The 18,396-nt window shown below is 58.1% G+C and carries 15 protein-coding genes; 4 read left to right on the plus strand and 11 right to left on the minus strand.

Translation table 11 applies throughout. The features are described from left to right. The first annotated feature begins 175 nt into the window (after positions 1-175). Positions 176-1,045 carry a hypothetical protein gene (locus DSC91_RS17540; RefSeq protein ID WP_162831435.1) on the plus strand — a complete coding sequence of 290 codons (870 nt, stop codon included), beginning with the start codon at positions 176-178 and terminating at the stop codon, positions 1,043-1,045. A gap of 373 nt (positions 1,046-1,418) precedes the next feature. On the opposite strand, the gene DSC91_RS17545 is transcribed toward DSC91_RS17540, so the two are convergent. The 6 genes from DSC91_RS17545 to DSC91_RS37875 form a co-directional block, all read right to left on the minus strand. Continuing rightward, positions 1,419-1,862, minus strand: a complete 444-nt coding sequence (locus DSC91_RS17545; RefSeq protein ID WP_115780133.1) for a hypothetical protein — start codon at positions 1,860-1,862, stop codon at positions 1,419-1,421. A gap of 81 nt (positions 1,863-1,943) precedes the next feature. Then, positions 1,944-2,534, minus strand: a complete 591-nt coding sequence (locus tag DSC91_RS17550) for a hypothetical protein (RefSeq protein WP_115780134.1) — start codon at positions 2,532-2,534, stop codon at positions 1,944-1,946. 241 nt (positions 2,535-2,775) lie between these two features. After that, complete coding sequence (locus tag DSC91_RS17555) at positions 2,776-3,333, minus strand: Mov34/MPN/PAD-1 family protein (RefSeq protein ID WP_115780135.1); 558 nt, start codon at positions 3,331-3,333, stop codon at positions 2,776-2,778. After that, positions 3,330-5,132, minus strand: a complete 1,803-nt coding sequence (locus tag DSC91_RS17560; RefSeq protein ID WP_115780136.1) for a ThiF family adenylyltransferase — start codon at positions 5,130-5,132, stop codon at positions 3,330-3,332. Before DSC91_RS17560 ends, DSC91_RS17555 begins: the two co-directional genes overlap by 4 nt. A 7-nt stretch (positions 5,133-5,139) precedes the next feature. Beyond that, complete coding sequence (locus DSC91_RS17565) at positions 5,140-6,432, minus strand: nucleotidyltransferase domain-containing protein (RefSeq protein ID WP_229758062.1); 1,293 nt, start codon at positions 6,430-6,432, stop codon at positions 5,140-5,142. A gap of 31 nt (positions 6,433-6,463) precedes the next feature. Next, positions 6,464-6,640, minus strand: coding sequence for a hypothetical protein (locus DSC91_RS37875; protein ID WP_167470514.1), 177 nt, complete (start codon positions 6,638-6,640; stop codon positions 6,464-6,466). Positions 6,641-6,745: 105 nt separating this feature from the next. Here DSC91_RS37875 and DSC91_RS17575 point away from each other — a divergent pair, with 105 nt between their 5' ends. The 3 genes from DSC91_RS17575 to DSC91_RS17585 all read left to right on the plus strand — a co-directional run bounded on the left by DSC91_RS17575 (position 6,746) and on the right by DSC91_RS17585 (position 10,428). After that, positions 6,746-7,687, plus strand: coding sequence for a WYL domain-containing protein (locus DSC91_RS17575; RefSeq protein ID WP_115780139.1), 942 nt, complete (start codon positions 6,746-6,748; stop codon positions 7,685-7,687). 29 nt (positions 7,688-7,716) lie between these two features. Beyond that, a complete protein-coding gene (locus tag DSC91_RS17580; RefSeq protein WP_244218032.1) occupies positions 7,717-9,348 on the plus strand; it encodes an SAVED domain-containing protein in 1,632 nt (543 codons plus the stop codon). A gap of 549 nt (positions 9,349-9,897) precedes the next feature. Further along, positions 9,898-10,428 (plus strand): NADAR family protein, encoded by a 531-nt coding sequence (locus DSC91_RS17585; protein ID WP_115780140.1) that lies wholly within the window; start codon positions 9,898-9,900, stop codon positions 10,426-10,428. Here DSC91_RS17585 and DSC91_RS17590 read toward each other — a convergent pair. From DSC91_RS17590 to DSC91_RS17610, 5 genes are read right to left on the minus strand one after another with little or no spacing between them, the layout of a single operon-like run. After that, positions 10,402-11,511: a PfkB family carbohydrate kinase gene (locus tag DSC91_RS17590; protein ID WP_115780141.1), complete on the minus strand. Its 1,110-nt coding sequence runs from the start codon at positions 11,509-11,511 to the stop codon at positions 10,402-10,404. The genes DSC91_RS17585 and DSC91_RS17590 overlap by 27 nt on opposite strands. Then, the gene (locus DSC91_RS17595; protein WP_115780142.1) at positions 11,486-12,592 is read right to left on the minus strand and encodes a hypothetical protein; all 1,107 of its coding nucleotides are present in this window, start codon (positions 12,590-12,592) and stop codon (positions 11,486-11,488) included. The genes DSC91_RS17590 and DSC91_RS17595 overlap by 26 nt, the downstream gene beginning before the upstream one ends. Next, a complete protein-coding gene (locus tag DSC91_RS17600; RefSeq protein ID WP_115780143.1) occupies positions 12,589-14,499 on the minus strand; it encodes an ORC-CDC6 family AAA ATPase in 1,911 nt (636 codons plus the stop codon). The genes DSC91_RS17595 and DSC91_RS17600 overlap by 4 nt, the downstream gene beginning before the upstream one ends. Further along, entirely contained in the window at positions 14,492-15,601 is a 1,110-nt protein-coding gene (locus DSC91_RS17605; RefSeq protein ID WP_115780144.1) for a phosphoribosyltransferase-like protein, read from the minus strand. The genes DSC91_RS17600 and DSC91_RS17605 overlap by 8 nt, the downstream gene beginning before the upstream one ends. Beyond that, on the minus strand, positions 15,598-17,652 hold the full coding sequence (locus DSC91_RS17610; protein WP_162831436.1) for a hypothetical protein: 2,055 nt from the start codon (positions 17,650-17,652) through the stop codon (positions 15,598-15,600). Before DSC91_RS17610 ends, DSC91_RS17605 begins: the two co-directional genes overlap by 4 nt. Positions 17,653-18,396 lie beyond the last annotated feature (744 nt).

An 18,396-nucleotide genomic window follows, 5' to 3' on the forward strand; every position in this document is an offset into this window, starting at 1 on the left:
TACCCGACAATTTCCGTCCTCTGTGATAAACCAGCCCATTCTGGCCGCGCCTCGTCCTGAACGCGTTGACATCGCCCCATTCCACCAGGCACCGAGCCGGAAGAGTCGACCGGATTGCGGTCCGTTATGAACCAGACTTACTTCGCGATCCGCGCAACATAGAAGAGAGCATCAGGTGACGTTATCTGCACAAAGCCCACGCCTGCAGCGATACAGGACATTTAAAACATTCACACGGTTCGCCAAGCATAAATTCAGTGTGCTCTGCGATCACAACCCTGAGGCTCAACGGTTCGACCAGATCTATTCCTTTTGCATCACGCCGGGCGGCAGATCCGGCGGACAGAACGCACGGCAGTTCGAAGTTTTCTTTGGCGCCCGTCCCTACGATTCGGCCAGGGTTCTTGACAGTTCCATGCGCCGGAAAGTGAGATTGCTTGCGGAACACGGTGCAACCCTGGAATTTATGCGGGATGATCTTGGAAGGGTTCATGTGTTTCTGCATCCTGCAGTCAGCGAAGGTACCAAGCCACTGGAAGATTTCATCAAGCTCGGGATCTTCGAAGACCCGGCGAAACTGCTGAATAATCAGGTTCTATCACGCTACTTTCGCTGGCTCATCGCGTATATGCAGTGCACGTGCCTGGAGGGTCAACCGACGCTCCGGGATCGACTCATGGTATCGGTACTTCGCCTCTTCCGGCAGCGCAGCGTCAACGGCCGTCTACGCCGGACACGGATTTCAAAGTATTCGGGCAACGTGATCCGATGGGTATTAACGGTCGGCTTCAGCGGAACCCTGTTCTCTGTCATCCAATGGTTCTTCGCTCCGCCGACGGACGTCAGGATTCTCGCCGAGCCGCCTCGCACTCAGGCGCAACGTACCGACCTTGTCAACCTGACCCGCGACAACGCGACGCATCTCGAAACCATGGAGCGGACGCTCGAGGTCATATGTGCGCGACTCAACGCTTCGGCGAGCCACCAGCCGCCCCCTCTGCAAACCAGTAAGCAGAACGGGACGCCGCACGAGGCAACGCGGTAGGGCAGAAATCCACGCCGTCAGGAAATCCATTCCTGGAATAACCTGGCGAATGCCCCGTCCGGAACCATCACCCTCGCCAGGATCCGCGGTCTCGCTGCGCATTCCATGCGCCAGGGCCGGGCTCTTGTGCTGCGCATCGAGCCGCCTGCAGCGTGTCGCCCTTCCGGCTTCCATCCCTGCCCCCTACGGCCCGGTTCCCCGATCCGGGCCTGCGCGAGTCGCTTGCCTGGAGTCAGTGCCGTCTGCAGCCGTTGCGGCCTCCGCCGTCTTCCCTCGTTTGTCACCTCTCCCGCGACTATAGCCCGCAGGCGATGAACTCAGGAAAGACGGAGGCGACGGGACAGCCCAGATCCCTGCGAGACGACCGACGGACCTAACCTACGTCAAACGCCATTCCTTCATCCTGCAGCGCGCCGGAGAGATAGTTGTCCAGCAACCATGCTGAAACGCCTCTATACACGGTAGACCTCGCCACGAATTGCGCCGCTGGTAGGTCAAATGACAGGACCAATTCCCCTGGTTGCTTTGGCCGCGCTTCCTTAACACATTTCCAATAGATACGCTCAAACGCTATCCTGTCTGCCGAATCAATCGTTATCGATACAGTTTGCATATTTAGGATTTCCTCAGCTCTACTGTCAAAGAAGCATGCAGCGTGGCGAATCCGTTTCGCGGTGACCGTAAGCGAATAGGTGGCATACCGTCCAACCGTCGCACCACCCACGCGATCAATCCAGCCGCAACGCAGTTCGATCGGTGGCTGTAACGATTCAAATATCAATTGCGCCCGCGTTTCACAGTGCGGCAGTTCCACCATCGCTCTCGAGCGCAAAGATCGCCTGACGGCAACTAGCTCCCGCGAGTTTCATGGAAATGGTCATTGCCATTGTCCGACGGTTTAGCTATGCATCTTCGCGAGCAATTCACCCAAGGCAGGGAGAAAGGGAGCGATGACGGTCATGTGTGCAGCGGCCGCGGTAATGAAGCCTTGATAGTGGCCCGCAAATGCTCCTTTGTCGTGTTTTGCTGATTCCAAGCGATCGATAGCGTCCAAAAGCATGTCTCTCTCGGCCGAAGCAAAAAGCTCGTTTTCGACCTTTTGCCGCATTTGACTAAACACATCCTCTTTAGATACGAGGTTGACTGAGTGGTCATTGGAATGGATGTTGACTCGGGCATTGCTTCCACTCACGTTCACTGAATAATGTCCGCCGGTATGGCTATCGAATACCTTCGGGCGCGACACCTTCACCTGATAATGTGCGCCAAATGGGCCGCTGCTGTAAAACGTCGGATCGTCAACTGTGAAGACCTCTTGCTTGCCGTTCGGAAGCTGCCGCCGGATCTCGTCACCGACTCGGACATCAGCGCTCGTGTCCGTAATCAAGACCATGGTTCCCGTGAAAGATCCCTTGACGTGGCACCGCAATTCGCCCTCGGGTGAGACGATCTCTACATCTTCCTGCTTCACTAATCCAGGTAGTCTCATTGGAGATTCCTTTTCAATTTTTCGTAGTTACCGCTTCTTCTTCCGGGTTTCCCGTGCGCGAGTTAATGTTGTAGAAGACGCATACGTCGATCCCCTGCTTCATTAGATGAAATGACCAATGACCTGCCCGTTAGCTGAACCGCAACCCGGAAAAACCTTCTTTGTTTTATCTCAGCGCAGGATAACGTTCTTGCAGCCGAAACACTCAAATAGCTGTGCCATCGAAACAAGGCACATATCGTCATTTTCGACATTCAGTCCGTAGTCGCGTTGATTGGATATCTGCACAGGCCTTCTCAAAAGCCCGGCCGCCTTGCCTTTCATCGACAATCGCTTCACGCAGGGCAATCCCATCGTCAACCCAGACGCGGATGCCAGCAGGTGCAGGCACGGTGCCTACGATCACGAATACAATGCCTGCAAGCTGCGACCGGGCTGCAAGAGCGTGTTCGCGTGCCAGCATACGATCATCAGTGGATGGTGTGGGTGATGGCTCAGGATGTGTGTGCCAGAGCCCTATGCAATGCAGCCCCTTCTCGAAAAGCACTTCGCGCTCGGTCATCGCCCGATCTGTGTCAAAGATGACACGAGCCCACGCAGCCCGTGTGGGCACTAGAACGGTCGCAAGTTCAACGACAACCGGATCTTGCGTCAGATCTCTCACGAAGAGCTGCCCCACGGATTCATTGCTTGTGCGCGAATGTTGAACGTGATCGAGCAGCGTTTGAAGCGCTGACTCGGCGAACCGAAGCGACCATGTAGCGTCAGGCAGCCGGTACGAAAGTGCAGGTGACTTCATTCGTACCCCAACACGTTCGAAAGACTGCGGGTAGTCGTGGCGCTGTCCGCTTTCGAGACGCTGTAGGGCACGATAGCGCGTGGGTTTACAGGGACAGGTAACGCTTCAAAATAGGCACTTGATCGAACCCATGACCACACAGTCGACGGCTGTTGCATGTCGTCCAGTATGCCAATGATGCGCTCGGCTGCGAATGCCGCCACCAGCTGGATGTCGGCTGCACCGTAGGGGTGGAAACCGTCCGAACAGGCTGGAAGACTCACGCGTGTGTCGCGCGCGGACAAATCACTGGCGTTAACAAGTTCGTCGGCGGGGTCATCCGCTGGCCACGGCACTGCGGTCTGCGTCAATACGACGTGCCCAGCGCTGCAAAGCGGCTCCGTCCATGCGTGAACGATCGGGGTGTCACCGAACAGTGTGGACCGCAAGTGTGAGATGAAGGTACGTACCGAGGATTCAGCCGTGCACTCCACCACCAGGTCGTACGTTTCCGGCCTGCAGTTTTTCGTGATCCATGTCGATGCATCGGCACGGAAACCTCGCACGTCCAGCCCTGGGATATCCCGCCAGAGTTTCCGGGCAAGAGCCGATGCCTTGGGCTGTCCTACCTCTGCGATCCCGAGCTCATGCCGACTGGTGTTCTCGACTCCCATCAACTGGACATCGACGACATCAAGATAGCCGATACCGCTGCGCGCCAGTGCCTTCGCCAGCGAGCTGCCCAGCGATCCGTTTCCCAGCAGCAGGACGCGCTTTTTTCGCCTCTCGTGCAACACATCCAGGTTATGGTCACGCGCGAGCGCCCAGTCAGCATCGACGCGCGTGACGCACACAGGTTCAATGCACGGCGCCTTTAGCAAAGGCAACGCAGTGGCATATACCTGATACCCGAACACCAGAGGCCCCTGCACCAGCACAACCAGCAGTGGTGATTGACCGGGCGGCACTTCGGGTCCGCGCTTGGCGCGCCCCTTCGCCGTGCGCTTCGCCCGAGCGGCCACATCCGCACGACTGCATTTGCCAGCCCACTGCGTGAGCGAGCATTCGCCATGCGTTGCCCGACGCACCAGTGCATCAAGGGCATCAAAAGACGCTGGCCAGGTTGCCGGCGTCCACAGCTCATCGTCGGCAAGACGCACAAAAAGCGCGCTACCGCAGACCATCGTCCCGTCGGCCCAGCCGTGTCGCGCTGCAAGCCCATGAGGATCCACGGGCGCGACCGTGGCCACTTGCAGCGCGTAGCGTCGATGCTTCGACCCTGCCGGAATGTAGGCCGCGATGGCACCTTCCGACCAGTTACCTGTACTGCCTACATCGACGAATGTTCGCGCAGCCACGGCGCGGCGATCTGGCGCCTGTCGGCGTTTGCCGCAACAGTGGGCCCAGTATGATGCGCGCTCGTTGTGGAACTGCTCTTGCACCCAATGTGGATCGGCGCTCGGGCAGAGCAACTGGTCGTCGAGGGCCTCGAGCGCGCGCGTGATAGCAGCCACAGGATCGTCATAGTCGTGGGGAATCGGCACCAGTCCAAGGCATACGTGTCCGTCTGCTTCGATGTGTGGCAACTTCAGGAAGTGGCCCGGATCAACCGAGAGTTCGCACGGGTTTGCAGGAAAGTCCAACGGCAGCGCGATACGCACGTATCGAACCGGAAGTGCGTCATCGTAGAGATCCACGATCCAGGCATGCCCTTCACCAGCGCGCAGACGGTCTACTCGCCTTGCCCAAACTGAACCGGGCCCGGCGTCAAGCCAGTCCCGGACCTGTGCGGCTACCGCTTCGAACGGGCTGCGTTCCATGCTTCCGTCAGCCGAGCGTATTCGACGAGCCGGTCTTCACGGGGTAGTCCGGGTTGGTCTTCCTGTATCCGTCGGCACTGTTGACCAGCCCGTCGAGCACGTTGGCCTTGGGACGGCTTTCCTTCCAGGCTTCGAGGCCTGCCGAACCGAAGACACTTCTGATCCTGTCTTCACTGGGGGTGCGATGGCTCTGATGCAGCAACGCGTCCAGATCGCGCTCCAATGCAGCATGCCAGCGAACAAACTCCTTCGCGCGCGCACCCTCGTCCTGGTTCCACTTGTCGGCAAAGTTTTCGCTCGTGAGCTTCGGGTTTTCAACGCGCCAACCTCTGTGATCCCGCTCGATGAAATCCGGCATCGCCTCGACGAGAGCAAGTACGACCTCGATCGGGGAGGTGAATTCCGCACCGCGCCGCGCATGCAGATCGGCGTAAGCCTTCGTCGCAAGCGTAACGATGATGACTGAGATTGGCATCGTCTCCTTCTTCTTCTCGTCGGCGCCCCAATACATCGTGTCGCGGTGCAGCTTCATCAACTGGACCGAACGCCGCAGGATGTCGTCGAGACCCACGTCGCCATCCGGCAATGGTGCTACGGTTGTACGCGCCTCCACCTTCGACTTCAATAGGGTGGTCTGGAATTGGAAGCGTCGTGCCGCATGCGTGCAGAACCAGTCAGCGAACTCCTCCGGGTTCGATGGCGCCCATCGTGTGTCGGGATCTCGCACCGACAGGCTGGACCCCTGTCGCCCCGTCTGATCCCGCACCGCCGGCGTCAAATCAAAGTAGTACGGCCGGCCGGGGTACGGCAAGCGCCAGCAACGACGCTTCGCTTCCGGCTTGCCCGTGACTGCCTCGTTGCCTTCGAGTGCCTTGCCGAACAACGCGAACATCAACTCCGGATCCGGGGAATCGTAATGCGGACCAGTCAGCTTCACCACCAGATCGAGATCGAAATTCACCGGATACCGTTGGCTGATGGTGGTCTGCGTGCGCATCGAGCCTTGCGGAAAGATGTGTACGTCGTGGCGAGGAATGTCCAGCTTCCTGGCCAGATCGTCAGCAAGCCTGGCGTAATCCGCCTCCGCGCGGGCACGGTCTGCAGCATCAAGCTCGAGACGGCGCAGCAGCCGCGCGATAAGCGTTTCCCACTGCTGCGTCTCGCTGCGGGCGTTAAGCGCCGCGATGACCCGCTTGGACAGTGAAAGGTTGGTCGTCATTGGAGCCTCGTTCGAGGTGAAAGTGTGAAAAACCACCGCACAGACGCGGAGGGGCCCGGACGTGCACACGCTGCCGGGCACGCCCTAGCCACTTTCCAGCAGCGGCAAAATGCTACTTTTTCTCGCGCCGAACACCCTTGAACGGCGTTTTGTCCGACGTCTTGACGTCTATGAAGCGCCCGGTATCAGCATCGCGCTTCACGTAGTGCCCGGACGGCGTCTGCGTCTGACTGCGATCGCGCACTGCGCCGATGCGGTGGCCATCCCCGTAGGGCCTGTTCTTCGCCATAGCATACCCCTTTAAGTTGATAACGAGCACTATATCTAATCATTTTGATGATGTAAAACGCTCGATCGTATTCTATTACATCGGGATATCGGGTATCATTTCATCATGAACGCAACTATCAACAATCCCAGCCGAGCGCTTTTGGACCGTTTGCCTCAGGTTCAGCGCGAGCGACTCTCGCATATTGATTTCAAGCTTTACTTCCTCGGTGAGCTACGGCGCACTGACGTCGCGGACCGTTTCGGGACCGGGCCCGCAGCCGCAACGCGCGATATTGCGCAATATAAGGAGATCGCACCGGGCAACCTCGAACTCGATAATTCGGACAAGGTCTACCGGCCAACGCAGCACTTTGTGCCACTGTTCGACCATGCGCCACAACGTGTGCTGACCGCACTCTCCCGAGGCTTTGGTGAAGGTATTGGCGATGAACTGAAACCGATGGTGCGATGCGAATTTCCGATCGCCCTGACCGTGCCCCTGATGTCGGTGCTTGCCCCCATCACTCGCGCCATCCACCGTGGGAAAGCGGTGCACATGACATACACATCCATCGAAAGTGGGCGCAACGAACGGGAGATCGTGCCGATTGCGCTGGTGAACAATGGCAGTCGCTGGCACGTTCGCGCCTACGACCGACGACGCAAGGGATTTCGCGACTTCGTCTTCACACGAATGGAGAGTCCAGTCCTTCTCGAGGACAGCCCAATCGGGGACGAAGAAAAGGTCGACCAGGACGTTCAGTGGAATCGGATAATTGAACTGGAACTAGTCCCGCATCCCGAACATCCGAGACCCGAGGTCGTGATGATGGACTACGACATGCCTGATGGCGTCCTGCAAGTGAAGGTGCGTGCTGCCAATGCGGGATATATGCTACGTCGCTGGACCATCGACTGCTCGCCCGATCATCGCCTCAAGGGTATCGAGTATGCCTTGTGGCTCAAAGATCCTCTGGCGCTCTACGGCGCCAGTAACGCTCAACTGGCGCCCGGCTATGTAGATCCGAAAGGTGATCCCGGAAACAGGCACATCCAGGCCCTTTAGCACGGCACCCGCCAAGGCGATAGCACGATATGTCATCGGCCTTAATGTCCGCCAGCATCTCTTCCCAAGGTGAAAAGGGCAACATGCCGCAATTGGAAATCTTCTCGGATGCCGACATGGCAGCGGCAATCGACGACGCAGCTGTCAGGGGGCACGACGTCCTCGTCATTGCGAACGACTTCACCGCAGCTCTCGCGACGCGCGACAACCCGACAAGCGTCTGGACGCTGCGCGGACGCGGTGATTTCGGCTTGAAAAGTGGTGCCGCCACCCGCGCGCCGGCCGACTCGGGCACGCTCTGGTGGCTGGATGTGACGGGATCGCCAGTTGCGTCCGACCTCACTGCTATCACGCCAGTGCGGACTGCCCGCACAGACGTGGACGCTTGGTTGCAACATGCGGATTCGTTGACCCGACCCAGTGGACGGGGTCCTGCGCCCAAAGATGCTGACCTCGAAGACCTTGGTTATCTGGCCGCGTGGCGATGCCAGTTCTCGGGATGCGGAAAAGATCTGCGCACACACGCCGTTTCTGGCGTCGCAAGCAAGTCGAGCTATTTCGCTCACATCATCGCGTCGTCGCCCAAAGGTCCGCGCGGCGATGCCCTGCTGTCCGGCGTGCGGGCGGACGATATAGAAAACTTCCTCCTTCTCTGCGACGAATGTCACCGCCGTATTGATCGCGAAGATCCTGACCGGTTTACGGTGGCCGTGCTGCAGAAAATGCGTGAGGAAAGCATTGCAGAAGTCCGGCGGCTGCTCACTTCGCTGCAGTACCCGGAGGTAGTCCCTGTCGTGTTGATGGGCAACGTCACGGCTCAGTCACCGCACTTCGTCGCGCGTGAAGCAGAGGAGGCTCTCTGGACCCGGAAGCTTCGCATGAAGCGTGGGCATGCACATACGTTCTTCGAAAATGGCTGGAACCAATACGATCCTCACTCGGGACCGTACTGGTCATCGCTTTTCGGCTCGCTAGAAGGTGAACTGCCGCAACTACGCAAGTTTCTTCGCACAGCGTCGGACACGGCAGGTACCGCACCGCTTGCGGTTTTCCCTCTGCACGGGACGTCGGTGCTGGTGCTCGCAGGTCGCCTGTTTGGAGAAGCGGGCGCGGTCAGTCTCTTCCAGTTCAGGCGCGAACGCCCAATCCAGGCTGAAGGCGGGCGTTGGGCGTTTGACTCGGACGTGCCTGTCTCGCCCTCAAACAAGTTTTTCGTAAATGAACTACACCCCCATAGGGCCGGCGCCGAGGAAGCGTGCCTTGTCGTCTCGCTTACGTTCAAAATTTCGCCAGATCGCCTGCCGGCCGGGTTGACTGAGAACGACTCGTTTACGATCGGCGCACTGGAAGTCTCTTCGAGTGAACGTCTGCACCACGACATCCTGACGAGCGAAGACGACATCGATCTGGTATCACAGCAGCTCGGTGAGGCCGTGCGTATTCTGCAGGACGACTGGGGCGTGAAGCGTGTCCACCTGTTCGTGGGTGCGCCCGCATCAGTATGCTTCAAGTTGGGCCAGAAACTGCAGGCGCGCAATCACGCAACGTATCGATGTCATGAGTCATTGCCCGGACCGGGAGGTAGCTTCCTGCCAACGATCGAGATCGACAACCGGGAAGTGCGGTCGCTCCGCACGGGCGAAGCACTCAAACTGGCCTGACGCGCTCGCTCAGCCGCACAGTCAATGCGACTTGCGACGTACTGAAACCCCATCGATGAAATGCTAGCAGCTCTTGCTGCCGCCCCGAACATGCTAGATGGCACCAAGGAAGACGGCGTGCCTTTTATGAAAGACTACCTTCGTCACTCATTTGTGTGAGCAGCGAACAGCTGGCTTGGGGGCGACGATGTAACTCGACACTTAAGCCACCGGGTGCTTACCCAGCAGCAAAGGCCTCAGCATGAGACATGCAGATCACCTCGCGTGCGCCCTTCGGACATCGATCAAATTCGAGAACTGCGAGCGACGATTACTTCGTCCTACGCTGCCCCAACTCTATAGCGGCAACGAGCACCTCCAATACAGAATTCGCGACACCAACGTAATCGCCCTTTCGAAAGCACGATGCGCTCTTGATACAATGACGCGATCAGCTTGACCTTGCTGGCGAGCCGTGGGTCCAGCAGGGAACCAGTGGACGTCCCGGTACGCAGAGAAAGCACGAGATCATCGTCTACCCAGACGCTAACGGACACTAGCCAATCAAAGATGCAAGATATCGAATTCTATCGCGCAAACGAAAAACCATACGGCGTTTTCAGTAATCTGTATAAACGCGCAATCGTATTTGAAGGCATCGAGTATGCCACGTCAGAACACGCCTATCAGGCGGGCAAAGCCAGAAAGGATTCAGTTCGCGAGTGGCTCATGGCTGCGCCCTCACCATCGCTGCTTGCGATGGCGGCGCATGGACTATATGTGTGGGACGTTCACCCTGACTGGTCCAAAACCAAATTCGCCAGGATGAAACAGGTACTGCATGCCAAATTCACCCAGCACCAGGACTTGCAGGAGATTCTGCTCTCGACAGGCGATGCCAGACTGGTCGAAACCGCGACCGTCGACAACGCGGTCAACCGGCTTTGGGGGCAGGTGAACGGTGTCGGGAAAAATATGCTTGGGGTCTTGCTGATGGAGGTCCGCTCAGAAATCCGGGCATCGCTTGTCAAACCTTCCCGGGCAAAGACAAAGCCCCCTGTCTCCCGCCGGAAATCAAACCGGGAAAAGCTCACAGCATAACTTCGCGGGCTTTCGCGGGGAGATATGCAGCCCAACTCCGGAGTACGATGACCTGCCGACCGCCTGCGCGGATTCATAAGCGTCGCGCCAATCTCCAGCTTCCCAGATTGCATCTGGGTCACGGCCTTCCATCAGATCAGCCAAGGCCAGCAACTTGTCTCTCGCCTCATATCGGGCCAACCCACGTGCCCCTGAATGCATGCAGTTCAGGGCGGCCAGCGCCTGACCGAACCGAAGAGACGCCGCAAGCGTTGGCGTGTTCAATTCTCGCGACGAACGGGCCCCGTGTAACGCGTAAAGCAAACCTGCAGTACACCAGTCACCCGCTCCGGCCGTGTCAGTCACACGCGGGACACTGAATGCCGCCAGCGTCCGCCAACTCCCCTGCGGCATGTCGGACGCCACCCTGAAGCGAAGTCCCTGTGCGCCCAGTGTCTGAATAACCACCTCAACATCCGAGCAGTCAAACGCCGCCAGTTCAGTGATTCGTTCGTCCGCGTACTTCAGGATGTGACACGCATCGATCGCCCGCTGAAAATCCGATGCGCTGACAGCAACGGCGGATGGCTCGAACACGACTAACGCCCCCCGACTACGGTAATTGTCGGCCAGATTAAGCGACCAGTCAGTGACGCGATCAAAGTAGAAAACATCCGGCCGTTCGATCTGCCGCAGCACCGTACGGCAGTATGCATCACCAACCTCCGCCGCAAACCCCCTCTTCTGTCCACAAAAGGGGCACGAGAAACTGAATCTGTGAGTACATTCGTGATTGCCGGGCCACTGGTAGACAACCGGCGTATGAGCATGGTCTTCGTGCTTGATGAACCGGGTATCCGCCCGAAGAACCTCAAACTCACGGCGGATACGCCTGCCGGCGACATCATCTCCAAGCCGCGCGACCGGGGCGCTCGACCAGCCAAGGAAGGCGAGAATAGCCAGAACGTTCCCCGCCGAGCCACCCAATTCGGCCCGCACGCTGGTCCTATCCTCACCAAGGAGGACATCCAGCGCCAGCAGACCTGTCCCCACGACGTGTGGTCGCGCGTCAGACCTTTCAGGCAAGCTCAATCGAATTGTCATAGGGAACCCCAGCAAGCCAAACGTGCCACAAGTGGTTGGGCTTTTGAACAGTCAGCCCTGCGGGAGGTGCTGAGGCAGTAGTATACCCGATCGTCTCTACATACAGCATCGGGAGGTCCAGGTCGATCGCAGCCAGCAGCATTCCCAGACTGCCCATGCGCCAGCCGTTCGGCGAAAGCACGGTGATCGCAGTCTGGTTGGTCGCCTGAAATACCTCTTTGCGCGCGGCGTCCATCCTCGAAATCGACTGGAAGACATCCATCGGGTCCGATTCGTGAGCGTAGATGATGTTCAGATGGCTGCTCTCCCAGTCGCCAAGGAGCAGATCGCCAAATTCGAAGAGCAGATCGTCCCCGCGCCGGGGACGCGCCGAAGGAAATGGAACGATCGGGCAGACCTCGGCCACCGGGGAGTTTGCCGATAGTGCCTGAAACATGGTGCTCATCTGAGCCAGCGAATTCTCCGCGAGTTGTGGCACCCACAGCTTCAGGTTGTCAGCGCTGACATCGAGTCCCATTGTCCCCTGAAAACCGTGCATCCACTCTGCACGGTCGTTGGATTCCGACTCCAGCCTGATCTCGCGATGATCATTCGTCGCCATCAGAACGTGAACGTTCGCGCCAGACTGCACGCTCCGCTCAATCGCCTGCTTGACGAGCGGAAAGCATATCCCGCGCGACATTCCTGTCGCGTCGATGACAACGTCAGCGTAATCGTCTTCGTACCAGCTGTCCGCCGCACGGGCAGCGACGCGCCCCCCGACCGTTGCACCGTCATCGGCCACGATACGCACGTCCTCAAACCGGAGCTGATCTCGCGGTATCGTTCGCTCGAGGTACGCAACATGGCTGGCGCCAATGTCATTCAATGTCTTCGAGCTATCGCGCCGTCTTTCCACCATAAAGCGAAAATCGACGCATTTTGCCGCCGCCAGCACAGTCGCAAAATAGAGGCTGCTCGTCTCAACGCCAACGGTCCCGATAAACAGCACGCGCCTCGACTTCATCAGGTGTTCCGACAGAAAGGGAAGGACGTCGGCGTCGCTCTGAGCGTAACACTTGTTTCGGGAAAAGCGATTCATTCACCAATACTCGCAATGAGCTCCGACAAGTGGCCCTCACAAAAGCCGCCACGCCCAAACGTCAGTCCGTGCTTCAAAATGGGAAGTCCACCCAGTTGAAACAGGCACCATGTCCGTCGCTTGCATTCATAGTTCTCGGTCAGAGAAAGCGCGTTATAGGCAAGCGCATAATGCAGAACGACAACAAGATTCCCTCCGTCCTTCTGGAACCGGTCCATTTCGGACTGCGGTATGCCGAACGCGTTGGCGCCGTCATCGAGCGGCGCGTTCGGTTCACGAGTACGGACCTTGCAGCGGGATGCGATGAATTCGATCAGCCGGCGTACTGCATCACTGTGCGGGAAGTTCCAGCGCTCGATTGTAGAAGTCGCCTGCCGGATCAGGATTTCATTTTGTACTTTCGCCTCCAGTCGAGGCTCGCGTCCGCGCACAATCCTGGTTTCAACGTTATCGACCAATGCGCCCGCCAGCTGAATAAACTGCTCGATATTCTCGCTACTCGCATCGGCCAGCCGATCAAACCCATAGTAGAAAGGCCGACCGTAATCATGGAGTAACTGGAGGTTAGCGCCGGCAATTAACGAGGCGTTCACCGAACGTGACGCTGCTTGCTCATCCGGTTGCGATTCAAGTTCCTCCGGCTCCGAAGCAAATAGCTCCGTCTGAGGGGAACGACGGGACTCGCGATGTATCAGGATCCGGAGCAGCGCCTGCCGGGTATCATCTGGCAGTTCAGCAGGAATCCATGATCTGACGAGGTCAACACGCTTTGCCGCGAACCCACTGTCCTCGATCACCTTCTTGACCGCCGTTGCAAGTTGCCGCATATCCGCAGACGGCAATACAGGATCCTTCGTCGACAGACAGTCCTCAAGACGGATCGACTGCCTGCGCAACGTGGGCATCTGTTCGATATAACGCTTTGATATGTCCTTGACCGTGGCCTTGAACGCGCGCTTGTCCGCCGTACCCTTCTGCATGAGTTTGAGCACCCAATCGCGGTCCCGGGTACTACCTGCGGCACTGACAGACGCCCGCTCCGGATCCGCCGTCAACGCGTGCCGGAATACATCGTGACCAATCGCATCGACGCGCGTGACCAGCCATCTGGCGACCTTCAGTTCCCGTCCCTGCAACCACTGCTCAACATCCGCGAACTGTTCAGGATGCAGTTCATGCGCGTCATCGATAATCGACAACGGTCTCATCGTAATTTCGCCGCCGTCCACCCCCGCGATGGCCGGAATGCGGATCGCCTCGATGATCGAAAAGGCCTCGTAAGTGCTTTGCGGGCCGATCTCGGTCAATTGATGCTCCGCCGGCGGCACCAGGGCCGTGACGATCCGGAATATGCGGGCTTCCACCGACCGAGCATAGTCCCGAAAAGCAAGCGTATCCTCGACGTGAATAAGCTTCGCCTGAACCTCAAACTGCTCGCGTGCAACTATCCTGACCTGCGAAAGATCGGCACCGGCCCCCTCAATCTTTCTTAACCAGCCAAGTACCGAGCGAACTTGGATCAATGAACGCAGAAGGGACGCCTTCACCTTGGTCGAATACGGCAATTCCCAGATATCGCGCATATCGGGGGTTGTCGCAAGCCGATAGGCCAGTATTCGCGGTCGAAGGTCCTCGATGACCAGACACTCGGTCAGCGCACGGGTTACGTCCTTATGGTCAGTACTGGGCAACGACCTCAACAACGCGACAACGGTATCGAGTTCGATCAGCCGCGCGATCGTGGTCTTCCCGCTACCCGGCGTTCCGACCACGATAACGAGTCTGTCAAAGAACGATGCAGCATTGCTTTCGAAGAACCGTCTGAGAGGCTCCGGGCTGAGAATAGAAAGCAGCGCGCCCGGCGCGTCGAAATATTCCGTGGCGCGTTTCTTGAATGGATTATCCATGGTCGGCGTGTCGCTTTTTCCGGGAGAACAGTGGTCTCATCTGATGCGCGGGTGGCGCGTGGCGAGGTCCGGATGTCGCCCATAGAATCGCGACCGAGTTATTCGGAGCATTGTGATAAAGCACAACAGGCAGCCCGCACGCCCTATAGCCATACCAGACATCCTTCTTGAGATGCTCGTCCTCAATTGAAGGGTCGTAGCAGTCTTTGAGCAACCTGACCAGATCCGCCGGACCGTTGTCGTCAATCACAATGTCATTACTGAGGATGGCAGAAAAAGTCGATTCGAAGCGGAACGCTCCGGTTGCAACGCGGAATCGGCCAATGGCATCGTCCACGGTTCCCGTCGCGCGGCTGGAGGCCAGGTAGTGGTGAATATGGATACAGCAGTCGGCGGTAAGCGACGTGCCAAGCCGCCCTTGGTTCTGGTCGCAGAAGACAGGGATCTTCCCCTTCCACTCGCCCTTCTCGTTCTGCCGAATGAGCGTAGCACCCGATGCGGTGAAATCATCGATCAGGCAGACGCGTTCAAACATTGCCGCCTCGTCGCAGAAACCCCGTTTGTCTAGACGCTCACGCAAGGCCTCGTTCAACTTCTTCCACTTCTCGTTTGATATTTCGCTGGCAGCCACAACCTGCTCCGTGGAAACGCGCCCTTCGTTATCTCGACGAAATATGTCAATCTTCGCCCCGTCACTCAACCCAACATAAAGCGTCCGGATCCCGATCAATTCGAGGTGACGTTCGGCCGCCTTATTGCCCCACGTTCTATACAGAGGTACGCCCAACTGCTTCGCCACCTCGGTGCGCATGCAGCGCAGAAGCACTGGCATTGTCAGATCCACCAGATGATGCATTTCGCCCTGACTGACAAATACAAGCTGCTTTCGAAGAAAGCTGTAGGCCGTCGTGCGATCCTTCCGGGCGAACTGCCCAAGCCAGGCGAGAAGGTTCACGTAAAAGCGCGCTCCGGGACTGTAGCCCTGGTAATGGTCATATTTGGCGCCGACCATCAGCCGCAACCAGGCAAACTCTTCTGTTGCCCGGGTCTCGTCCCATTCCATCAGGTCTGCCAGCAGGCGCATGGCAAGTTGTGCCTTCATCTTTCAAACCCCGGCACTGTCAGAATTGCACGAACATGTTCGATAAACTCCGGCGCAAACCGCAGCGCCCCTCCTTCGATCACGAGCGCCTTGAGGTAAAACCGCGTACCCTGCGCGCCCATCAGGCCTAGAGGCAGAAAATTCCAGCAGGCGTCCCTCGCAATCGAGACACCATTTACACTGAGGCCCAGACCTGCGTTGAGAAATTCATAATCGTTACCCTCGATGTCACCCGAATCTCCCAGCCTCAGAATTTCGTCATCGCGACCACAACCAACGGTCGCGGCAATGGCCGAAACAACTCTGTCCTTACCCGCAGATTCTGTGAGCACGTCTATTGAGTGGCCGGAATAAAAAATTCTCCATCCCCCATACCCTTTGGTGTTGAGCCATTGGCGCACGTAGGCCCCAACGCGGTACTTCGCTGAGTGATCACGAATTCGGAGGCTCAACTGCCCTTCGCCAATTTTCGGCGACGACTTCAACGCGCCGAGCAGGGTTGACTCGGTCAACCACTCGGTCAACTCGACGAACCTCGGGTCCGGCTTACCCTGCACCGGCGCCGCCGCGGCGAGACCAGATACGATCGACCCACTATAAAAACCGATCGTGATCCGCTCCCACAGTCCCTCATCCAGCTTGCCCCGCAGATCATCGTGCAGCGAATCACCTCGACCTGTTGCAAAGCCGATCGGAAATCCGGCACCTGCTATACGCGCAATTTCCGATATAAGGCAGGCATCCAGCCCCTCAAACCGGAGGTCTGTGTTGCAGAACGTTCCGTCGAAATCGCAAACCAGTGCACGAAATCGGGCCCGCTCAAGCCGGTTGGCGAACGCAACGCCGGCCAGCCTGAATGTTTCGTAGGTCGCGCGCGGCGCATTCACGTTTCGTACTTTCCGCACGAGAGCAGGCGGCCAGCCACCTCGCCCGCGAACGGCCATACGGACGTCCGATGCGTGTAATGCCCGCCCGAACTCCGGAACGTCGGGCTGTCCCGGGTCAATCCCACGGCGTTGGGACAGGATGTCAGTTACCAGGATTGCATCGATCACACTGACGATTTCTGCGAGTGCATGCTCGGTTGGCAGGTCGAGCCGAATGACAGGCACATCTGCAGGAAACGTCCCTATCGTCGCCTGCGCCAGAATCCGGTCCCGAGGTGACTCAAACGAGACAAAGCACGGCGCGAGTTCCCGATTGGCCAGCTGCAGGTGACGGCCATGTGCGAACTGCCTAAAATCGACCTTCTGAACCACACCGATCGCCGATTCGGCAATCTTCGATTCGATATCGATCGCACCTGCTATGCCGTCCCTGCCATAAAGCACGCAAATGTGACGGCCAGCGTCGACCGCGTCTCCTAGTCCCTGTTCCGCAATCTGCCCGCGACGCTGCTCAAGCCACTGCCCATCAATCTGCTCGAGATATCGTTGCAAGCCATCAATCGAGTATCCGCGCGCGACGAGGATCATCGTTGCGATCAGCGAGTTGGTCGCGAGATATCCATCTTTTCCCCAGGGAGCCGCGAAAGCGGCAACGGTCGCGCCCGATGCGCGGAGCCTGTCCGCCAGCGGGCTTTCGGGCGCCAGCGTCAGCGCGAACCCCGGAATCTCCAGCGTCAGCATGTGCCGACTGGCAGCGAGAACATCCTTGTTCTTGCCTTCGGCTGAAACCAGAACGACCGCGCAGTCCTCCGGCCGCGTCTCATGCGCAAGCAGTTCAACGGGGGTCGACTGGCGTGAAATCCGCCCGAACTCCGATTCGTGAAGTTGGGCTAGAAAGGCTGCCGAGGTCGACGAACCTCCCGAACCAACTGCAAGCAGACTCCGCCCTGAGTTGGCCGCGATAACCCGTGTCAAAAGGTCGACGTTTTGCTCAAGCGCCCAACGTATTGCGCTCGGCAGGTATGCAATTTCCTCGGCAAACTGCTTTCCCATCCCCGGTAGTCTCTCAAATTCTCGTTTGTCTTCTGTCTTAATATAAGCCGATCGCGCGGCGGCGATCACATTAACATTAAAACGCGGGGCTAACGAGGAAGGATAGATCATTGTCCCCGTCCAGCCTAGGACTAGCGCCGGAGGCGCCATCAGTCATCATTTTACGTTCAGTTTAACCAGCCGCGGTAATAGCTCGCCCCGTGTTTCGCAACTTGTTGCAGAGTTGGCAGAAACGCGGGCAACCAGTGGGGTTCTAAGCCATTTTCTCGCTACTGCAAGCCGGACTAAATATGCAAAACGCATACCGACCAGACTCCTCCCAACGCTGACGCCCTGGGAGCGTGCTTTCGCGCTGTGGGTCGCGCCGCGTCCCGCATCTCACACCTGCCAAGCATGAGTCCTTGGCACTGCAGTAAACAACGCTCAACTTCCAGCTGAGCGCAGCCGACATGGCTACTGGCGTACTGCGCCGTTACATTCAGAACACTCGTGCACTATCCATACCGCAGATACCCGGTCCGTCAAATACCCGAGTCCTGACCCGTTTTGCATTTGATATCGGGTTCATCGGGAAAACCGCTGCTCTTCAACCACTTGTGATTCCATCCAGAAAGTTATTCACAGCGTTGCCCCCAAAAACTGTGAATAACCGAGGCTTCGCAGTCGTTCCCGCCGCACTCGTGCCCCGGCATCTGCCCGGCACCCAGTTTCCTGCCCTGTCCCGCAACCGTAGTCGAAGGCGGGGCGGCGTCAAGGGGCGAGGGACCGTGTTGCCCGCACCCCTCCCTCACCTCTTTCCTTGACACCGCCCCGCCTTCGACTCCTTGGGTCGCACGGGCAGGAAACCGGGTGCCA

The sequence above is a fragment of the Paraburkholderia caffeinilytica genome (assembly GCF_003368325.1).
Taxonomy (GTDB): Bacteria; Pseudomonadota; Gammaproteobacteria; order Burkholderiales; family Burkholderiaceae; genus Paraburkholderia; species Paraburkholderia caffeinilytica.